General features: G+C 56.7%; 9 protein-coding genes and 3 pseudogenes. 4 read left to right on the forward strand and 8 right to left on the reverse strand.

The window, feature by feature from the left end; translation table 11 throughout:
• Nucleotides 1–7: 7 nt before the first annotated feature.
• Complete coding sequence (locus ACSQ36_RS25120) at nt 8–3,187, reverse strand: efflux RND transporter permease subunit (RefSeq protein ID WP_436184028.1); 3,180 nt, start codon at nt 3,185–3,187, stop codon at nt 8–10.
• 649 nt (nt 3,188–3,836) lie between these two features.
• Nucleotides 3,837–4,773 (reverse strand): annotated as a pseudogene (locus ACSQ36_RS25125) (LysR family transcriptional regulator).
• A gap of 159 nt (nt 4,774–4,932) precedes the next feature.
• On the opposite strand from ACSQ36_RS25125, the pseudogene ACSQ36_RS25130 reads away from it, so the two are divergent.
• Nucleotides 4,933–5,562: pseudogene (locus ACSQ36_RS25130) on the forward strand (iron-containing alcohol dehydrogenase); the annotation flags it as partial.
• 992 nt (nt 5,563–6,554) lie between these two features.
• Here the strand turns inward: ACSQ36_RS25130 and ACSQ36_RS25135 are convergent.
• Nucleotides 6,555–9,650 carry a DEAD/DEAH box helicase gene (locus tag ACSQ36_RS25135; protein ID WP_436184029.1) on the reverse strand — a complete coding sequence of 1,032 codons (3,096 nt, stop codon included), beginning with the start codon at nt 9,648–9,650 and terminating at the stop codon, nt 6,555–6,557.
• 484 nt (nt 9,651–10,134) lie between these two features.
• Here ACSQ36_RS25135 and ACSQ36_RS25140 point away from each other — a divergent pair, with 484 nt between their 5' ends.
• Nucleotides 10,135–10,734: an H-NS family nucleoid-associated regulatory protein gene (locus ACSQ36_RS25140; RefSeq protein WP_436184030.1), complete on the forward strand. Its 600-nt coding sequence runs from the start codon at nt 10,135–10,137 to the stop codon at nt 10,732–10,734.
• A 374-nt stretch (nt 10,735–11,108) separates the two neighbouring features.
• Here ACSQ36_RS25140 and ACSQ36_RS25145 read toward each other — a convergent pair whose 3' ends face one another.
• Nucleotides 11,109–13,325 (reverse strand): hypothetical protein, encoded by a 2,217-nt coding sequence (locus tag ACSQ36_RS25145; protein ID WP_436184031.1) that lies wholly within the window; start codon nt 13,323–13,325, stop codon nt 11,109–11,111.
• A gap of 339 nt (nt 13,326–13,664) precedes the next feature.
• Between ACSQ36_RS25145 and ACSQ36_RS25150 the strand changes: the two genes are divergently transcribed.
• Nucleotides 13,665–14,645 carry a hypothetical protein gene (locus ACSQ36_RS25150; RefSeq protein ID WP_436184032.1) on the forward strand — a complete coding sequence of 327 codons (981 nt, stop codon included), beginning with the start codon at nt 13,665–13,667 and terminating at the stop codon, nt 14,643–14,645.
• 1,651 nt (nt 14,646–16,296) lie between these two features.
• Nucleotides 16,297–17,898 (forward strand): ABC transporter substrate-binding protein, encoded by a 1,602-nt coding sequence (locus tag ACSQ36_RS25155; protein ID WP_436184033.1) that lies wholly within the window; start codon nt 16,297–16,299, stop codon nt 17,896–17,898.
• Nucleotides 17,899–18,540: 642 nt separating this feature from the next.
• On the opposite strand, the gene ACSQ36_RS25160 is transcribed toward ACSQ36_RS25155, so the two are convergent.
• The 4 genes and pseudogenes from ACSQ36_RS25160 to ACSQ36_RS25175 all read right to left on the reverse strand — a co-directional run bounded on the left by ACSQ36_RS25160 (nt 18,541) and on the right by ACSQ36_RS25175 (nt 20,989).
• Nucleotides 18,541–18,999 carry a carboxypeptidase regulatory-like domain-containing protein gene (locus ACSQ36_RS25160; protein WP_436184034.1) on the reverse strand — a complete coding sequence of 153 codons (459 nt, stop codon included), beginning with the start codon at nt 18,997–18,999 and terminating at the stop codon, nt 18,541–18,543.
• A 251-nt stretch (nt 19,000–19,250) separates the two neighbouring features.
• Nucleotides 19,251–19,772 carry a general stress protein gene (locus ACSQ36_RS25165; RefSeq protein WP_436184035.1) on the reverse strand — a complete coding sequence of 174 codons (522 nt, stop codon included), beginning with the start codon at nt 19,770–19,772 and terminating at the stop codon, nt 19,251–19,253.
• A gap of 333 nt (nt 19,773–20,105) precedes the next feature.
• A pseudogene (locus ACSQ36_RS25170) lies at nt 20,106–20,303 on the reverse strand (phosphohydrolase); the annotation flags it as partial.
• 440 nt (nt 20,304–20,743) lie between these two features.
• On the reverse strand, nt 20,744–20,989 hold the full coding sequence (locus ACSQ36_RS25175; RefSeq protein ID WP_436184036.1) for a TetR-like C-terminal domain-containing protein: 246 nt from the start codon (nt 20,987–20,989) through the stop codon (nt 20,744–20,746).
• Nucleotides 20,990–20,993 lie beyond the last annotated feature (4 nt).

Here is a 20,993-nt window from a genome sequence, read left to right on the forward strand (position 1 = left end):
TTATGTATCAGTTTTGCGGAGGCGGCAGAGCAGGAACGGCACGGAGTACCTGCGGTGGCTTACGCTCGCGGTGAACGACACTGAAGACGGTTGGCACCAGGAATAGCGTAGCGGTGGTGGCGAAAATCAGGCCGCCGATCACCGCGCGCCCGAGCGGGGCGTTCTGGCCGGGATCAATGGCCGTCGGAATCATGCCGATGATCATCGCGAGGGCCGTCATCATGACCGGGCGGAAGCGCGTGCTGCCGGCATCCATGGCTGCGGTGAGTGAGTCCGCACCCGCGCTCATGCACTCCCGGGCGAACGCAATCATCAGAATACTGTTCGCCGTGGCCACGCCCATGCACATAATGGCGCCGGTTAGGGCCGGGACTGAGAGTGTCGTGCCGGTTGCGAAGAGCATCCAGATAATGCCGGCGAGCGCGGTCGGCAGCGCGATGACAATGACGAAAGGATCGAGCCACGACTGGAAGTTGACCACGATTAACAAGTAGATCAGTACGATCGCAAAGGCGAGCCCCGTGAAGAGCTGACTGTAGGCGGTACTCATCGTGATGGCCTGCCCGCGCAGAACCAGCGTCGATCCACGCGGCAGATGCGGCTTCGCTTCGCGCATGACCTGCTCGACGCCGGTGGCGATGCTGCCGAGATCCTGCTCCTGGGTCGCGCCGTAGATGTCGATCACCGGGCGTACGTCGTAGTGGCTGACGACGGCATCCCCCGGCACCCTGGAGAACGCCGCAAGACCTCCCAAAAGCTGCACCGCTGTGCCAGGCCCGGTTCCCGCCGTCAGCGGCACGTTCCTCAAGCCTGCTAGCGTGTCGATATCACGCTGGGGCGTCTCGATCGACACGGGGTACGAGACGCCGGTCTTCGGGTTCAGCCAGTAGGTTGGCGCCGCCTGGGTGCTGCCCGCGAGGGTCGTCACCAGTGCGGTAGCTGTATCCTTTTCGCTCAGGCCGACGAGGCTGGTCAGCGACCGGTCGACATTCACATTCAAGGTGGGCTGCACGAACGACTGCTGGATCCGTGCATCGGCGATGCCAGGCACGAGGCGAATTTTGGCGAGCAGATCATCGGCAAAGACCCGGTTGGCGGAGAGATTGCTACCGATCACCTGCACGTCGATCGGCGCCGGCGTACCAAAATTCAGGATCTGGCTCACGATGTCAGCGGGAAGAAAGGCGAACGAGGTGCCGGGGAACCGTCTGGGCAATTTCTCGCGCAGGGTTTTCACATACCCGGCTGTCGGTGCATGGTGCGGCGCGAGGCTGATAAGGATGTCGGCGTCACCCACGCCGATAGTGCCGGAGTTGTTGTACGCCATGTTTATTCCACTGACGCTGAGACCGATGTTATCGACGATACCGTCCAGTTCAGCGGCCGGGATAATCTGGCCGATCGTCCCGCCGATCCTGTCCACGAGCTTGGTGGTTTCCTCAATCCGCGTACCTGTAGGTGCCCGGATGTGCAGCTTGATCTGGCCGCTGTCGACGTCGGGAAAGAAGTTCTGGCCGAGCCAGGGGCCAAGCGCGAGGGAGCCCAGCGAGCAGCAGAGGAAGGCCGCGATCACTTTGTACTGGTTGTGAAGTGCGAGTTGCAGAAGCCCACGATAGGCCTGGCGCGTCTGCTCGAATCGACGCTCAAAGGCGTGCTGGAATCGGCGTAGCGGATTGCGGCCGGAACTGGATGCGGTTTTCGACTCCGCTTGCCGTTTCAACAGATGATTCGCCAGGGTCGGCACGAGCGTGCGCGACAGGATGAAAGAGGCAATGAGCGCGAAGATCACCGCCTCCGCCAGCGGCCGGAAGAGATAACCGGCGACCCCGCCTAGCGTGAACATCGGCACGAAGGCGATACAGATGCACATCAGCGACACGACGGCCGGGATGACGATCTGGTCGGCACCGTCCAGGATGGCGGTTTCGACTGGCTTACCTTGTTCCAGATGCCAGTCGATGTTCTCGATCGTGACCGTGGCGTCGTCGACAAGGATGCCTACGGCGAGTGCGAGACCACCGAGCGTCATGATGTTGATGGTCTCGCCGATGACCGAAAGCGTGACTAGCGATGCGAGGATGGCGAGTGGGATCGATATGGTGATGATGAGGGTCGAGCGCCAGCTCCCCAAGAACAGAAGCACCATGATCCCGGTTAGTGCTGCTGCAATCAGGCCCTCTCGCACCACGTCGGAGACCGCGCTGATCACGTAGCCAGACTGGTCGCCGACGGGGGTTAATTGCAGGCTCGCGGGCAGCGTTTCCTTGACCTGGGGCAGCAGGTTCTTGATGCCCGATATGATGCTCAGGATGGACGTGTTGCCGGATTTTTCGACGCCAAGCAGCACGGCGCTCTTTCCGTTCACATGAACGACGTTCATCTGCGGCGGGCTGCCATCATGCACATAGGCGACATCGCGCATGTAGATGACCGTGCCATCGACCGCCTTGATGGGCAGATTGTTGAACGCGGCGATGGTGGCAGGCGAGTCGTTCAGATTGACGGTGTATTCCTGTTTGCCGATCTTCTCCGTGCCAACTGGCGTTATCAGGTTCTGGACCGAGAGCGCGTTGATGACGTCGTTGGCCGAGATACCATAAGTGTGCAGCGCCTGCTGGTTCAGGTCGGCTTGTATCTGGCGCACCTTGCCCCCGTAAGGCAGAGGGATCGCGGCTCCGGCAACCGAGACAAGTTGTGGCCTGATGAAGCTCGACGCCTCATCGTAGAGCGTGGCTTCGGATAGCTTTCTGCTGGATAGGGCCAATTGCAGGATTGGCACCGTGGAGGCATTGAAGCTCAAGACCGTCGGCGGCGTGACGCCGGGCGGCATCTGTTTCAGCACGGTTTGCGAGGCGGCGCCCACTTCCGCCAGCGCTTTGCTGATGTCGACGCCTGGCTGAAAGAAGATTTTGACAATGCCGTAATTCGGAATTGACTGGGATTCGATATGCTCGACGTCGCTGACGCTGGTCGTCACCGCCCGCTCGTAATAGGTCACGATACGACCTGCCATGTCGTTCGGCGACAGGCCCGTATAGCTAAAGACGACGGCCACTACCGGAATATTGATGTTCGGAAAGATGTCGGCGGGCGTTTTCAGCGCCGCGCTAACGCCGAAAATCAGAATGAGTACGGCCATCACGACGAACGTGTAAGGCCGCTGGAGAGCGATTTTGACCAGGTTCATGAGGGACGGCTTTACTGAACGAGAAGTAGATAGCCGTCACGCTTACGGCCGATCCGGGGTCGAGCTAACCACGATTCTGTTCGCCGATTCCACTTAGATCTGCGAGTTTCAGTTCATTGTGACTCGCATCACCCACTGGCTCTTGCCGGTTCTTCCTATCAATTGCGGATTCGCACGAAGGAAACATCATATGCGGTCAGACACTTCTGGGTTTTCGCCTGGAATCGTCCGTGTGCTGCGAACAAATCTGCGCGATGCTCGTGACGAGAGGTACTGCCGGAAAAGTCACCTATCTTGTGATGTGAGAAATGGATTTCAGGGGCGGCATATCGCAGGCCGGATGGATGGTAATTGCTGGTCGAGTTTCGCCGGTCGCTCTTTGACAGAGGCCGGGCATGTTGAGACACGCGATTCCGCGACGAGGACCGTCGACAATCGACCGGGGGAGTTGTTCAGACTCCAGCAAGCGAATCGGGCCGCGTACGACGCGACGCCAGCCGATTCGATAAACCGGCGGAGTGCTTTTCAAACGATTCACCACTCTTGAATGGAGGCGGACAGCACTGACTCCGTCGCTTTGCGAGTTCGCAAACCGTTCGTTTTTGCGGAGGGCTCGCGTTTTTCGGTCTTCGGAAAGCGTTTCCTCCCGTCATTCCTCTCTCTCCGAATCGATCCCTGCAAGCATCTCCTTCAACAGTGACGCTCCTACTGAGAGGGGCGCCCCTCTTCTTGTTACTAGCTCATAGGGCTCACCACGTGAGGTGATCGACAGCGGCAAAATGCACGTCAGCCCGTGTTCGACGCAGAAACTCGCGACATCAGTAGAGACGAGTGCGAGGAGGCCGGAGTTCTCCTGTAGAAGCGATAGTGTCGCAAAGGCCGATGTTGTTTCAAGCAGATGCGTGGGAAAGCTTACTCCGGCTTGAGAGAATTCCCGCTCAAGCGGAACTCTCATCGGCATGTTCGCGCGATATACCACCCACCCGTATCCAGCAACGTCATCGAAACTCAGCGATCTTGCGTTATGCAGCGGATGCGCAACATTCGCGACCACCGACAGATGCTCTTGCTGGATGATCGTCTAATCAAAAATGTCAGGCGACTCACTAACGCTTGTCCGGCAGATTGCCACTTCAACACGTCCGCTTTCGATCTGCGCGAAAAGCGCGGCGCTCGTGTCTTCGACAATCTCGACCGACATTTCTGGTTGTTCCCGCATGAGTTTTGACACTGCGGACGTGAGCAATGGCACCGCACCCATGATCGCACCCACCGTGAGCCGGCCGCCGACACGAAGCAAGATGCCGTTCAGTTCGGCATGCAAATGACTCAAGTCATATATAAAAGCCGTGCGTACCGGAGTGCGCAGCGTCCCGCTGGATTTGACTCGAGTCCTCGGTTGGTACGTGAGAAAAGTGCCGGGCCAATGTTGTTTCGATTTCCTGCAACGCCTTACTGGCTCCGGATTGCGTTAGGCCAGTAGCAGTGGCTGCTCCGAGAAGCGAACCATGTTCGCCCAGCGCGATCAGATGACGTAGATGCTTTGCGTGCAGACGTGAAACGATCGAGTTGAGAGATGGGATCATCTGCATGGAGAGAAATTCATAGCGGTATCAAATGTTGTCGGTTCCGCAGACTCGCGGAACCTCCTTACTTTAAAACAACGTCTAGGAGACGGCATGACCCGGAGCCATGTGCCTAGCATATGGATTCCACTTTATCCCAAAAAATCAGGCAGAACCTGCATGTCGCTTATCAATTACATCACGCAGATCCAGTTCGACTTCGGCGCGATCGAACTACTGAAAGGGGAGTGCGACCGAGTGGGTATCACACGTCCACTTATCGTGACCGACGCTGGCGTAAAGGCCGCTGGTATCGTAGATAAGATACTGGCCGTGCTGGACTTGACGAACGATGTTGCCGTATTCGCCGATACGCCACCTAACCCGAATGAAGCTGCGGTTCGGGCGGGGGTCGAAGCCTACCGACAGAATGGTTGCGACGGAATTATCGCGGTGGGTGGCGGATCGTCGATTGACCTCGCAAAGGGCGTCGCGGTTTGCGCGATACACGACGGCCCTCTATAAAGCTTTGCACTCATCGAAGGCGGTTTGCAGCGTATCACTAACCGGACTGCTCCGGTTATTACTGTACCGACCACGGCAGGAACCGGCAGCGAAGTAGGGCGTGGCGCAATTCTGATCCTCGACGATGGTCGAAAGGTTGGCGTCATTTCACCGTATGTCGTGCCACGCACTGTGATTTGCGATCCACAACTGACCATGGGATTGCCCGCCAGTCTGACTGCTGCAACAGGGATGGATGCCATCGCGCACTGCATCGAAACTTTTCTCTCGCCGGCATTCAATCCCGTTCGGGCGCTTTCGGCAATGTTTGCGTCGCACGTGGTCGCGTTGCTACTGACACGCGCCGCCCAGGGGCTCGAACCCGGCATCGCAAAACCAGCCGTGACCAGAAACATCCAAATGAGCGTGCGGTGGGACGATGAGTGTCTTGCATGTCGAGCCGTCCTGTACGTAGCCGGCATCGCATTGCCAACCATAGCCAACAGATTCAAAGTGCGCATGCTTTGGGACATCAACTTCTGCGCACGTTCCACCGCGCAGTTGATAACCGTAGGGGCACGAAGTGGAGCGATTCTGTCCCGTCTGATCGGTTGCCGATGGGCAACCCAGACGATCGACACCCGGTGGGCAGGACTCTGGATGCAGCTTCTGGAGCGGTCGGATATCCGTGCTCAACGTTGGAGGCGCGCTCGGGACATCGGCGACAACCGGTACCCCATGAGTCACGTGAGCCCTGTTTTCGTTAGGAGGGTGCCTTTCACGACCAGCGCCCGTCTTTCGTGAGACATGCGACGGTGCCGTGGGACTGTCGTGCGTCACCGGCACTGTCAGTGGAGTCGTGTCCGAACGTTGGGGGGCGTCCGGTTGATTCAACGCCCGATGTGACCATAGCAGCCAGAAGAGCGACGCGACGCAAACGCATAGCGCAACGACCAATATCCAGAAACGAATACGTCGCCTCGACGACGGGGTGGATTCTGACGTCAGCGTCTGCTTTCCCTCGATCGCATGGTCGGAAAGTCCCTTCTGGATGCCAGCAGGCGCGACCATGATGCTACGCCATCGCGTGACACCGCTAACGATGGCCTCGGCATCTGCTGTTGGCACGTTTGCCGTTTGCAACGCGGCACGCATTCCGGGTGAAGTACTGGGTCGAACCTCGAGCGCGCCTCGGAGCCAAGAGATGTATACGTCCGCGCTCACCGGGTCGTTTCCGACAGTTTGAGGGTGTTTCGTTGCGGAAATTGTGTCCATATAACGTCTGCCGTCGATGGGTTCTACCGGAGATACAAGGGCACTACGGGAGACCAGCCTTCGCAATGGTTGAGCCTGCCGCCGCACTCACGAAAATGCTCGAACTTCATCCATTCTTCGCGATTGCCAACAACGTAGAGCCGTCGTTTTGCGCGACTGACAGCAACGTTAAGCAGGTTCGGATTTCTGGATGCCCACTTTTTTGCACCGACTCGTTGCGGGTTGCCGCCCAGGACCAGGACCACGACGTCCGATTCCTTCCCCTGGACCGTATGGATCGTGCCGACTTTCACATTCTCGTAGTTTCGCAGGCGGGATCTCAACTTGCTGACGACATCCCGAAACGGTGAGATGACATAGATATCGTCGTGGATCTCGGCTTGCAGTGACTGCATATCATCAAGAATCGCACTTACTACGACACCTTCATCGGGGATCCAGTGCCCCTCGCCATGCTTGCTTTCAACGTGAACCCATGTGGTGTCGGGAAGCAAAATTTCCTTTCGCGGCGTCGTGCCGAAGACCATTAGTCCTCGGTATGCAATCTTGTTTGAAACATCAAACATGTCGCGGTCACAACGTCGGTGCACCCGCAACGGCGAGCTGATCCACAGCGGCTTACCTTCGTGATCGCGTAGCGTGGTTCCGACGGTTGCGACGCGATCCGTCAGTCTCTGAACGGACAGATGCCCCGGTATCCAGGTTTCGTCAACGCCGAACCGCATCCGAAGAGATTGCTGTGATGTAAAAGGGAGAGCGAGAATAGGCTCAAGCTGCAGAGGGTCGCCAACGACGACGGCGCGACGGGAACGCCAGATGGCACCTACAGCGGCCTGCGGAATACCTTGTCCAGCTTCATCGACCAGAAGCCAGCCGAGATCTTCCCGTCGCAAATGGGAAAACATGCGATCGAACGATGCAAAGGTACTTGAGACAACTGGAACGATGAGAAAAAGTGTTTGCCAGGCAGCTTTTACCGCTGCATACGGCGCCGATTTTGGAACCGCGCCGGACATCACGTCGGTCAGACCGAACAGATTGCCTAGGATAGTCTCAGCATTTGCAGTGATTAAGGCTTCATGCAGTCGTAGTGCCTGGAGGAATACGCATGCGCGTGCGTCGTTCCAGGCTCTGTCGGCCCACGGCGAACTTAATTCGCGTTTCGACTCGTCCGTGCTGAATTCTTCCGGTTCAGGAAAGTGCGCTCCCAACGCGTTTCTTGCGCGAGCCAGATTTCTTTCCAGAGTCGCGATACGCGCATTCAACGATTCGATCTCTCGCTGGGCGGAATTCTCCAGCTGTTGAGCATACTGGAGAACAGTCTGTAACCGTTCGACGAGCTGGTTTGCTCCTGCTTCCGCTGCGAGGGATGCGCTTTCGGCCTGTAGACATGTGTCGTAAGCAGCCCGCCAGTTTCTCCCAGTCTTGCCCAGGCTAAACACGTTCTCAAAGAAACTGGGACGCGCCTGAAGATGTTCCAGCCGGCGACTCCGGTGGCTTTGAGCGGCCGCCGACGCTTTTACAGCGCTAGCTGTGCTCTCATTGAGTGCGTGCTCGGCGTTGAGAGTCGCTTGCTTGCGCTGCTGATGAGATGAGTGCAACTCGCGAAGCCGGCTGGTCGACGCGTTGTGCTCCTTCTTTTGCTCAAACCACTCTTGCCGCTCGCGACGCAACCGCTGCTCGTCCGCGAGCGCGTCATTGAAAGACTTAACGGCTTCGGCCCAGTCGACGGATGTGCCCAAGTTTCCCCCTAACCACGTCTTAAATCCGTCGGGCACCGGGCTGGAAGCGGTGTCGCCAGAATTTCGAGAGGAGGAGGGCTCGGAACCCCAGAAAAACTTGCTGGCGAAATCTTGCCGGTTTGACTTGCTGCCGAGTCTGGCGGCAAGCAGGCCCCAAGCTGGCTTTCCGATGACTTGGGAAGCGAGGTCAGAAAAGTAATCGAAACCTTGCCGCCAACTGTCGTCGACCGCGCCCTCCCCTGGCAGCTCAAGCGTTATGTTTTCCACCGCACCATTGTTAGCGGACGCGACGACGATCTCAAAACCCGAAAGAGCGCCGTTGACATGAGCGATGCGTCGATTCCGGTCGCCCGATTTCCACCCGCTCGCACCCTTGAAGACGTCCTTTGCCGACGCGAGTGAGGCGATCTGAATCGCACGTTCGACAACAACCGATGCAACAAGGTCGCGCAGCAATGTCGTCTTGCCGGTACCCGGCGGCCCGTTGACTCCGAACAACCCGGCCTGTGAGAGGTCCGATGTCATTCGGTTGATCGCGAACTGCTGCCCGAAGACAAGCGGATGATGGTCCTTACTGGGCCAACGACCTCGTGGGAATCTCGCAGGGGCGAGAGTGTCGTAAAGTGTTTTCAAGTCCTGCCGGACATCTGTCTGCGACAACAACGACGCTTCCTTGTCCGAGAGCAGATAGCTTTGCAGTGCGGGGCCGACATCATTGTCGACCAGTGAATCAGCGACGAGCTGAAGGTCACCAAGAAAAAAGCTGTTTAGAAAATCGACACGTTCAGACTCGTACGGGCGCTTCACGCCAACTCGAGCCGTTCTGATCCGCGTTTGCTCCGCTAGCGTCGCCTCCGGAAGATGTATCAATTCCAGCAGGCGCTCGACCAGTTTTGCGATGTCGAGCAACGTAATACGCCTACCGACTCGTAGCCCCTTCGCGAGTAAGTCCATGCCTTCTTCATCGTCTTGGGGCACCCCGAGAGTTCGAACGACTTCGGTTGTGAACTCCTTTTCGAACGCCTCAAAGCCATCTAGCCAGTCAGCCGCGCTGGGCCCCGGGGTGGTCGTCCTTCCCCATGCCCAGACGCACGCTGACAGCACAAAACTGTCAAACAGCGGACGCCCATCGTGGGACACGGCGATCTGGAAGCAGGCGGATTCGGCATCCAGTCGTTCATCGAAAGACTCCGGGTCGCTACCGAACTTCGTTTCGAGAAACTCCCTGACCTGCCGCACTGGATATATCCCGCCGTAAACGTAGTGACGGGGAAGCAGTTTAGGTCGAAGCGGAAGAGGCCTGTCGTAGCCGCTTTCCCAAGGCGCGGCGGCTGATGTGCTATCGAAGTGATTGGTCGATTCATCGCTGGAGTCCAATTTTATGTCCGGGACTTTTGGCGGATTGAAGATTTCGACAGAGCGCCAATAGCGTAAGACTTCTGCCTTCTTATTCATAGCCAACGTGGTGCCCTTTCTAAAGATGTGTGGACGTTTAATAGTTTTATAACGTCTAAAATCTGGAAGACTTGAGGAAATGTTCTTCGCGAGGGCCTTCAGGAGGGCTAAAGATGCCGGCGCGAGATACGCGTTGTAGATTGTCTACGCTTAGACAACGCGTGCGTGGCATAGCGGATCACGGCGCAGAGTCAGAATCTGAAGAACAAGTCGTGATCGTCTTGAGCTTGCAGGTTTTGTCATTAGTCGGATGACCATCATTTCAGAGAGGCAACGGCGAAGATCAGTTTTCGCTGGATGAGGTCAGCAAGCGTCGTCTCCGCTATCAGCGTAAGTGCGCATCGTCAGCTTCACTATGTGTAGTTGACGTGGCATAGTTCGCATACCAAATGCAACCGGAGGTCGTGTGGCAACGCTAGAACAGATTCAGGCCAAAATGAAAAAGCTCCAGGAGCAGGCCGAGGCGATACTCACCGCCAAGTCTGAGGCTGCTCTCAATCAAATCCGTGACTTAATTGCACAGCACGGTCTGAGTGTCACCGACATCGACGCGCACGCTGGCGGCAAGAGGCGTGGTGTCAAACCCCGTGCCAAGGCTCTAACCGAGGCTGGCGCATCGACCCCCAAGTTTCAGGACCCGAAGACCAGGGCAACATGGTCTGGCCGTGGTCGTGCGCCTAGTTGGATTGCCAACGCGAAGGACCGCTCCAGATTTCTAATCGCTGGCGAACCAGCCACTGCGAATGTGACCGGAGCAGTAAAAGTTGGCGGATATTTGCGCGGGCCGCAGGCGGCGAAGTACGCCGATCCGAAGACCGGCGCGACGTGGAGCGGGCACGGACGCGCGCCCGCTTGGCTCGCATTGGCGAAAGATCGTAGTAAGTTTCTGATTGCAAATGCAACCGCCGAGGCTGCAGCGCCCGCAACTGCACCGGCAATCAAGAAGGCCGCTGTGAAAAAGACCGCCGTGAAGACGATCGCGGAGAAGAGGGCTGCTGGTGCGTAGCCCATCGCGAAAAAGAGTTCTTTGCGAAAAGCGAACGTTGCCCCTAAAAAGTCTATCGCCGTTAAGGGCGTTGCCAGAAAGGTAAGCGAGCGGAAGGTCGGTGCCGCCAAGAAAATGGTCAAGCGGCCGGACGACAAAAAGTTGAAGTCGACGCGTTTGATTGCCAAAGGAACGGCGTCAACTGAGCCGGTACAAGCGGCTGAAGCTGTATCGGCGACCGAGAACTCGGCATAAGTCGCGGCTGGCAAGCGCATTTAAGCCAGGGGTATGGGCCCCCAAAAAACGGTCTGACAAATTCGGCCGCGAATTTGTTTTTACTCATTCGACGTGCCCGAGCTCGTTGCCAGCGGTGGCTCACGGGTGCAGGGTGCCAACTACTCGTCGACATCTGAAAAGATGGGCGCAAGCTCGCTACCCTGCACCTCCCCTTTTGCAACAGGAGCTTGCTCCTCCTCAGGCTGTCGATAATCTTCTTCCAACTTCATCTGGGCCGAGGATATAAGGCCGCTCGCTTCGTCGCCGATCCGGTCCTGCTCATCGGGACATATCGCGTCGACGAACACCCCAATCGCAGATTTGAGCTCATCAAATTGCGATTCGGGATCATTGCTAGGGTCCCAAGCGTCGCGCACACGGTCTACGTGTCTACCTAGGTTGTCCAGAACATGTTCTTTCACGTCTTGCAGCAGCGACAAGTATTGCTCTTGAGTCAAAAATTCGCGCAACTCGGGGTCCTGTACGAGGCTAGCGTCCGCTTTTTCGACTGCAAAGCTACAAATTGTGGCCGCGAAATCTGATCGTGCGTTCTCAGGTAGAAGGCCGAATCGAAGCAGGCTCACCATAAAGCGTGTATCGCCGTCTTCGGAAATCGGGTCGTAGAAATCCGGTAGAGTTGAAACGAGGTCAGAACGAGCCGCGACAAGACGCCCGGCAAAGGAACGATTTGCGCGTTGAGCGATGAACGATCGAAGGCGGTATGGCGGCAACGGCGCCAGCTTCTCCACGAGCAGATCGAAGAGGGATGCAGGAACAACGATCGATGCGCCAAACACCTCTATTCCTGGGCACACTACCTCGGAGACGAGTGAATCTGCTTTGGCTCCGCGAACATAAAGTTCCACTAACTCCTGGTCCTGCGCGATCAGCTTTCCAATGGCCTCAGAAATTGTTGGGTGCTTGTAACGCCAGTAGGGCCCATCTTCGTCATGAGCCAGCAGCGTCAGCGATTCATTCATCTGGTTAAGCGAACTCTTGATTTCATGCGTCGTGACGCCGAAGGCGTCTCTTACGAGCGCGACTCCTTGTCCGTCGACTACGGGCGAATCCACTCGTCCAAGTTCGACGAAAAGCAGGGAAAGAGCAGCCTTGTGGGCAGATGAAAGAGTTCGGACCGTGTCAAAGAGGAAGGCAGCAGGACGCGCAAAGAAGTCCATGATCCTATCCTCCGTGAGCGAAAGCGCGTCGGAGAATAACCTGCTGCCGAATCGTCGCGCCGCTTCAGGGAGAAAGTCTTCACGTTTAGCGATGGCCGGGAGAAACGGCTTAACACTGGTTTTAAACTCAACGGACTGATCGCCCATCTTTAAATGGTTGTACAGAATCTGCGCTTTCTCATCCGTCGACAGGTGTTCAACCTCAATGGTGACGTTGCTATGCGTTAGCAACGGAAACGCCTGCACCTTGAGATCATTCTTTGCGCTGTTCCAGATGTAGCTACGCGAAGTTATGAGGAACTTGCTACCTCTTTGCACCGCCGCTGCGATATCGGGCAAGATCTGGTTCCACGCGTCAATCTTGTCGGACTGATACTGCGTGGAGCCCCATGCGTCGTCAACCCAAAAGAATTGCTTCTCGTGCGGATTGATACGGTCGCGGAGTTGCGCGGCGGACGTTGGCTTCAGAGTAAGGCATCCCCAGATGTCAGCCGCACCGACTGCGAGGCTTGCCCCGATTGTCGATTTGCCAGCTGCAGGTGCACCCAAAAGCAACACGAATCCGTGACGGCTTATAGCTTCGACAGACCGATTATGGGCCTCCGTGACCACCAGTTTCCTGAGATCGTCGCCGAGCGAGCTCAGAATCATCTGGGCCTGTTCATACGCTCTCGCGTCCAGAATATTACTGAGGTCTCCCAATCCATATAACCGAGGGACAAGCATTCTAAGTCGGGCCGACTTCTCGATCTCAGTCTTGAGCCACTCAGCAGCGAACACACGACAGGATTCCGCACCAGCTGCTTTCAATGCCACGCCGATCTCAGACTCGGTTTCACCGGTAATCGAATAATTTGTGATTAAGACGTAATCTTTTGCGAGGCCTTTTTCTACAAGCCTAGGCACCTTCTTTAATTCGTCCACGAGAACTGACAAGGCGAGATTCTTGTTTGGAATGGACGTGAACTTGCACTGAATAGTGGACGATGCCGAACTTGTGCCGTCAGACCATGTGCCGATGAAAGCCCCGTCCCGGCCGCCGTCATATGATGGCAGGAATTGCTGAACTGGCCGCTGCAAGCACTCCTGCGCGACCGCGAGGCATAAATCCTGGAAAGCCTTCCAGCCCAAAGTATGAAGAGGGTAGTCAACAGGCATTTTTGTAATTTCCGTCAAAACGTTCCCGGTATTTTAGGGTCACGGGGACGATTGCGACATCGCCGACCCTTGAACGGGACGAGCAACTAAGTAGGAAGATTGTAGATGCGATAATGCACGGTGGGGCGGGAAGGGGAGTAATCGCCAGCTTAACGACGAGTCGAACAGCTCAAAACCGAGTCTTCCGGATGCGCCTGACAGCGAACGTAGCGCTAGCTTGTGAGGCGATTGCCGCAGCATCTGACGAAGGGCCCCTGAACGAACTCCTTGATCAAGTTACGCTGCTCAGACCGCCGGCGTCTGCCGGCGCGCGGAACTCGGGAATGCCCGCACGGCTTAATGCAGCAGCGACGCATCCCGGTTGCTCGAGTGTCGTACGCTGATCACAGCCGGTCGGAAGAAAGAGCGGACAATACTATTGCGGCGATCAAGCGTTGGCGGCCATTCGACAGACTTTTTTGTATTTGCCACATCAAAATGAACCTCAAAAAACCGATAGCGGGCGACATCCGCGACGGGCTCAAGTTGCCGGCACTGTTCGCAGTTTTCATCGGTGTTTCTACAAGGTTGTGTTTCCTGAAGAACGAGGCGGCGTCTTCACTCGGACTTAATCTGCTCGCGGGCTTCATCGGTTCACTGGTGACGGTCTACGGGATAGACTACTTGGCGCGGCAAAGGGAAGAGAGACGTATGCTCCCGGTCAGGGCCGCAGCTTACGAAGACGTCCGCATCATGACGGCTTGGGCATTAAACCTCTGGAAGGAAATGTATTCCAACTCCGTCGGAGATGCCGCGCCGACCAGTTGGCAGGAGGTCGTTTCGCCAGTGAGCGTCGGAAAAATATTCGTCGCACTCGACATCAATAAGCCGGCCAAAGTGATTCCGTCGCGAAGCTGGGGGGCGTACATTGATCATACGCTGCAGCGCATCCATGATCACGCTGAAAAGGTACTGATGCGGCACAGCGCCAATCTCGACCCGGCAGTACACGGCGCTGTCTACGGCATCGTTTACCACGAACAGTTTGGCATAGGGAACCTCATAGCGCTTGACCGGAGAGAGGGTATTCCGCGACCGACTAATCTCGGCGCGTATATGTATCACAATCGCGAGTGGCTGGAGGCGGTTCTTCTCCTGCACGAGTGGACGCGAAAAGCGCATAAAGAGCTGACGCGGCAAGGCATTTCGCATGTTCATGCGCCGAATATATTCAGTCGCCTGGAAGAAAACGTCGCGCCGCCCGCCCGCTTTGATGAAGGTGTACTCGAGCAGCAGACCAACGTGATGCGCGCGTGGTCGAAGACACAACAACAGCCTTGAACGTAACGCGCTTGCACACGCCCGCGCGCAGCCGACGCGGATCTCGTCCGATCCTATCGCGTCATGTCACGGAGCATTTTGCGACGCCTCGTCACCTAGCTCGAGCCCGTTCTGCGTAAAATGCACCCTTTGCATGCGACATCACCGATAGGGTACCTCGGCGTCCGCCAATGCATCGAGAGCAAGGCCGTCCGGCGCGCCGCCAAACGCTCGCTGTAGCGTAAAGTTGTTGCCACCGCAATGGCGAGATCTTGTCTTCGGACCGTCCGACTTATCGGTTTCGATCTTGCCATCGCGTGTATCACACTGCACTTGACGTCTAAGCGGCCGACCATGGTCGACTCGCAAACGGCGATATCTGTAAACTTCTACTCGCGGCGCCCACTTCGTTCCCGGGCCGACAACGGAGGGCGACGAAGGCGGCGAGATGTAGCAGGCACCCTTCCGCCGATCTGGTTCGACTGCGCTCCGAGCTTCCGCGACAGAGGTCGACGCCTCTATTTGCTTGACAAGTGCGATAGGCCTGTCAGGCCAGTTCTTCCTTGCGGCTAGCGCGCAGTGTCATGGACGCCGTTAGCTGGGTTTTCGCAGCAGCAACGGTCAGATTGTGCTCGCGTGCGGTTCATTTCCGCAGAACTTATTGTCGGCCTCGAACAGGTCAAGGGCCGAATCTACCCCAGCGTTTTCGGTGTGATGTCCACGCCCGCTACATTATTATCGGTACCCTCCAGCGTATTTTCTCACGCGGCGACCGGTAACCTGGCAAGCCATATCATATCCATATGAGGCATCGCTCGTTAGGACGGTCGATTTGCGGCTAGAATTGCCGCTCGGCGCGACAGGAAGACTTGGCGCCAATCCGGTTCGTTCCTCGACATGTCCGGACTTACTTGCCGATCACTGGCACTAGGCGATGGCGCCCAGTATGTCAGCACGACCGCGTCGCGGTGGGTTGGGTCAGGTCCGGCAGTTGAGGGCGGTGGGTGAGCGCACCTCTCGGAGTGACAAATTAGCGCCTCGGCCGTTTTGTATATTGAATCCTATTTTCGGGATGCCGGTCATAGTTTAGAGTACGATGCGCCGAGTGATCGTCGAAGCGGATGCGATGGTGCCTCTGTCTATGGCGTGTACCAGACGCTTGATGACTGAGTGGCCGGCACTTCAAGGCGCGTTGTAATGAAATTGTTAGATATAAATCGCAGCGCAGTCGTTCTGTATATTGAATTCTTTTTCCGATGCCGCGCGAACAGAATGGAGTGAAAGATGAACCACAGTGTTGTTGAAACGAATGTGATGCCGTGTCGGATTGAGGGGCTGCCCGACCAACTGACGATCGTTTGGCGTGGAGCCTGTCGATTAACGAGTGGCAGTGTCAGCTTCCCGACTGGCATCTAACCGAACAGGTAAAGATTCTTGAACACGTCAAAAGTACGCGCCACTCTTTGCGCGCATCGCCAATACCAGACATCGTGGCAACAGTTTTGCCCTGATAAGGCGTATACCGACCAACAAGCGTAGCCATGAAAAAATTGCGGTCAGGTACCGGGGAATCGGTTCACACCTCGGCTATCCGATATCGCAAAACGCCAATGGCCGAACTGGCGTCAATGTCAACAGACGGTTACTTGCTCACAATGAAAGGCCTACCACAATGAAGCGTTTTACCAGTCTGTGTTCGAAACTTGTCCAAGGCATCCTGGCCGGGGTCTCATTGCTCTGCACGACACACAGTTTTGCGCAGTCAACGCCCGTGCGGGGCGGAACTGTTGTTCTCGGGATTGGCGCAGACCCGGCGGGGCTTAACCCCGCAGTGTCTACCACAGGTCAGGATCTGATGGTAGGTTGTATTCTCTATCAGGGATTGACGACGACGACCGATCAGGGGGACATCCGACCGATGCTGGCGAAGTCGTGGAGCATTTCCCCTGATGGACGCACGTACACGTTCGAATTGAATTCGGCGAAGTGGCAGGACGGGAAGCCCTTCACTTCCGAGGACGTCAAGTATTCGATTCTGGAAGTCAATTCGAAATTTAGTCCGGTGTTTGCGGCGGCTGGGCGCTCGATAGAAACTATCGACACGCCAACGCCGAACCGCGTCGTCATGCATCTCAAGCAGCCGTTCGGCCCGATGCTGATCTCGCTGTCCTGCTCAAATGGCGGGGCGATCCTGCCTGAGCACGTGTTCGAGGGAACGAACGTCAGTTCAAATCCTGCGGCGACATCACAGCCGATCGGCCTTGGACCATTTATCCTCAAGGAATGGGTGCGGGGTGACCATATTACTTTGGTCAAAAACCCGAACTACTACGAGGCAGGCAAGCCGTATCTCGATCAGGTAATTTTCCGCATCATCCCCCAAGCCGCGAGCCGCACGCAGGCGTTGCTTGCCGGCGACGTTGATTACTCGTCTTACTTTTACGTGTCGACAAATGATTACCCTGTGCTGCGTACAGACCCAAAACTGCGTCTGGTCCCAGCCGGCCTTCCTCCGAGCATCAACATGCTTGTCTTCAATGTCACCCGCAAACCGCTGAACGACAAGCGCGTGCGTCAGGCGCTGACGATGGCGACAAATCGTGACTTCCTGCTGCGGGCTGCATTTCGCAATAACGGCACAGTCGGCACCATGCCATTTCCGAGCAAAATTGCGTGGGCTGCCAATCCGGAAATCGACTATCGCAAGACGTATCCCTTTAACGTGGCAAACGCCAACGAACTTCTGGATCAGGTTGGCCTAAAGCGAGGCCCGGACGGTATCCGCTTCAAGATCAATGTTCTCTTCCAGACCGATGACTCGTCCTTTCCAGTCGCAGCTGTATCGCTAAAGAGCATGTGGAAGGACGTGGGCGTCGATCTGAACGTGGTTCCGATCGACGTAGCCGCGTCCATCCCGCGTATGTTCAAGCAACGGGACTTCGACACGATGATGATGCCATACACGAGCTTTGGCGACCCAGCACTGGGACTCGCACGGATTTTTGAAACTTCGGCAATCGGGAAAACCTACGGCAATTCCTCCGGTTATTCCAATAAGACCGTGGACGATCTCTTCGCGCAGGCGGAGCAAGCTACGACAGATGCTAGCCGTGGTGCTCTATACAAGAAAGTTCAGGCGATCCTTGCGGATGATCTGCCGATGTTGACGCTCAATGAGCGAGGCATGAATGACGCCGTGTCGACCTCGATCAAAGGCATTGACGGAGAAAACTATCTGATCTCGTGGCGTAACGCTTACTTGGTCAAGAATTAAGTCTGTATGGTTGCCTCTCGTCGTCGACGTGAAGGCAGGGCGACCGGCGATCAATGCCCGGTTTTCCTTTCTTCGACGGGAGCTTGTGACGTCGGGGCGGCGAGTGATGACATTGAAGAGAATCTTGTCTGCTGAAGCTGCTGCGGAAACCGCAACAATTCATGGTTGGATGAGTGGTCGTCGGCGTACGGTGTAACAATCTCGGCGCTGTCATCTTGGTTCCGGTCAGCACCGGTTAGCTCGAAAGCGCTCTGCAAGTAACGATCGAAGCAAACCCCATCGTCAGCGCTTTGTTGGCGTGGAAAATTGAGTGGGTTCAGGAGTGAAGCTTGACACTAACCTTGGTGAACTGAAGCATCATGTCAAGACGCCCGTGCTATCGTGTTGCCGAAGACATCCGGCGGCGAATGAAATTTGTGTGGACCCGAGTCGCCGGCGTTGACGGCGAGCTCTTCGCGACTGTAGACAGGCAAATCGGTGCGCTTGGGCGGGTACTGACATAGTTCCACAGACCTTTCCACGAGCCGTCTCGTCTTACCGCAAGCCGCTTCCACGCGGACAAGCGGTGCGCCAATTGTCGACGTCGTCCGTTCAGCGCGGGGGCCGCTCACACGCACAACCGACGGCCGTGCATGGTTCGATTTACTGAATGTCAAACGTGAATGGCACTTTCTGTGACCCATCGCCGGCTACCTTCACGGCGCGTGTTTCGTTCTTGTGCTTATACCGAGCGTGGATAGTGTAGGCGCCGGGCCGCAGTCTGACGAGCATATACGGGCCACGCGAATCAGCAGTCAGTACCTCACTGCCGTTCGCATCGGTGATCCGCACGTGAACGTCGGCGAGATAGTCGTTTGTTGGTCCAAAGAAACTCAGCGAGAGTGGCCAGTGTACCTCGTCAACACGCATGGCGTGGGCCTCGTCGTGCCCGACTCCGCCAGTTATGAAGGTGACGTCGCCTTGGGTCCGGATAGCAGGTAGCCCGACACCGGAGTTACCGGAGCCGCCGGTCGTTTGCCCGAGAACGGAGTGGTTGAAGTCTATCAATAGTGCCGCTGCGAGCCAGGCGGCTGCCAGCCTTGTCACGGTCTGACGTTTCATCGACGTTGCTCCGAAGAAGATCACCTCAAACATTTCATCGCACAGGTGCGTGCTTCCCAATGACCCTAACGAGGTTATCGCGATTTTGGGGACTACCCATCCGACGAAGGTTCAGTCGGCCAGCCATCGGGTTTGGCCTTTTTGCCGTGCGTCGTGTACCCCCCCATCTGAGGGCAATCTCGCCCCCGCAACAGTGATCCGCCCAAACACCGAGGGAGTGCACTCGGTGACGGCTTACGCAATGTCTGCCTTCAGACACTCGACTGGATGGACTGTGTGCTGTCATCTTTGCGCCCGTCCAGAATCGCCCGCGCCCGGGCAATGTCGTCCGTTGTTCCGTGTGCGATGAGGAGGAACCCGTCTGCCTTCAGAATGGACTCATACTTCACAACGTCATCCTTTGGCACGCCAATTTGCGCGAGCGCTGCGCCGAGCGCTGTGACGCTGCCGCCGATCACGGCTCCTTCAATCACCGAGATCAGTGTCGCTACGAACGGCCCCGCGAGAGCGACGAGGCCCAAGCCCGGCACGAAGAAGAGTGCGGGCCCCACTAGCAGCCCCCAGATACCGCCCCAGAACGCACCTGTGGCCCCCCAACTCTTGATCCGGTCTCCGACGGTATAAAACCCGACGGCATGCTCTTCGGAGTGGTAGCCCTTGCCGACGATTGACAACTGCTGCATATCGAAACCGTGGGCGGCGAGCGCTTTCACGGCATTGTCGGCTTCCGTGCGGCTCGTGTAGGTCGATAATAGTGCGCTGTCTCGAGTCATAGGATGCCCCTTGAGTGAGTGAAATGCGGCGGGTTTGTCAGAGCGGACAATAACGGACGCCGAGTATTTCGCGCCCATGATTGCGATCACTGGGCAGCAGTGTTGCCCAGATTGCCTGGACGATCTTTCCAAAATGCACTGCCTTTTTTATCTGGATCTTTCTAAAACCGCCGGACAGCCGAACTTCCACACCGGGGATTAAAGGCCGTTGCCGATAGCGAACTTGGATTTTTGCGATTTTCAGGAAGATCGCGAGCGCGCCTAAACAGAGAACAAGCTTATCGGCACATATAGCACACGAGCTGCGTTGTCCATCTCCGATGTACAGGCTGGGTCGTGCGGACTGATTCGTCGTTGCTTCAGGAGGTCGCGTGCAACGTTCGCACCATCAACTTCAAAATGCTTATCCGGGCTACTGTGCGATGGCATCAGTCCGATGTCGGGAAACATCGTGCCGGCATACAGGAGTTCGCGGTCGAATTTCAGGCCACGATGCTGGTCAGCCAGTGCCCCGAAATGATAAACGCGGCTCATCGGTGTTGCGCCACAGTCAAAGCCGAGCCTCGACCAGAACATGCACATTGGTGTGGTCTCGAAAAACGACTCAGGATACCCGTGCTAGACGGCTTTGCCGCGCTCATCGGCGAGCGTTTTCAAATGTTATCGATCGGTATGTACTCTCTTTTTGGACAGATAGCCAGGCTGGGCTACCCCGTACTGCGAACGTGATACTGGCAGTACTGCAGTAGGGGATAGACTGGCACGCTGACTTGACGGCGAGACGGCGTAACACGCTGTGGAGGTTGCAAGGAACTGCGACCTTAACATGTGCCCAAATCATCTTTCCGACGTGCCCGTCGCGACCGGGGATCGAAAACTGCGTCAGCGGGCCTCTGGCGTGGGGTATTTATGCGGGGGCGCGTGTCCGACGGGATGCAGTCCGCTTGGGAGGGGCTGATTTCGAGCGTAACTCAGGCGAGTAGGCTCGTACTCCCCGCAACTAGGTTCTCGCCAGGATTCATGAACCCTTTCGAATGAAGGACGACGAGTCCGTGAGCGGCGGCCCAAAAATATTGGCCAATCTCCTTGGCGTCGCCGTGAACCACGCCCTCGTCGATCAGTGCCTGCACGTAGGCAGTCATACAGGCGCGCGCTCTCTTCAAGGCGTCGACAAACTCCGGATAGTTCGACGCGTGCGGCTGGTGGGTATCGAACATGAGG

Source organism: Caballeronia sp. LjRoot34, assembly GCF_964253815.1.
GTDB lineage: Bacteria > Pseudomonadota > Gammaproteobacteria > Burkholderiales > Burkholderiaceae > Caballeronia.

What these genes read in the sequence shown, in the direction of transcription:
- ACSQ36_RS25120 (WP_436184028.1), bottom strand. Translation starts at nt 3,187, where the DNA reads ATGAACCTGGTCAAAATCGCTCTCCAGCGGCCTTACACGTTCGTCGTG.
- ACSQ36_RS25145 (WP_436184031.1), bottom strand. Translation starts at nt 13,325, where the DNA reads ATGCCTGTTGACTACCCTCTTCATACTTTGGGCTGGAAGGCTTTCCAG.
- ACSQ36_RS25150 (WP_436184032.1), top strand. Translation starts at nt 13,665, where the DNA reads ATGCAGCAGCGACGCATCCCGGTTGCTCGAGTGTCGTACGCTGATCAC.
- ACSQ36_RS25155 (WP_436184033.1), top strand. Translation starts at nt 16,297, where the DNA reads ATGAAGCGTTTTACCAGTCTGTGTTCGAAACTTGTCCAAGGCATCCTG.
- ACSQ36_RS25160 (WP_436184034.1), bottom strand. Translation starts at nt 18,999, where the DNA reads ATGAAACGTCAGACCGTGACAAGGCTGGCAGCCGCCTGGCTCGCAGCG.
- ACSQ36_RS25165 (WP_436184035.1), bottom strand. Translation starts at nt 19,772, where the DNA reads ATGACTCGAGACAGCGCACTATTATCGACCTACACGAGCCGCACGGAA.
- ACSQ36_RS25175 (WP_436184036.1), bottom strand. Translation starts at nt 20,989, where the DNA reads ATGTTCGATACCCACCAGCCGCACGCGTCGAACTATCCGGAGTTTGTC.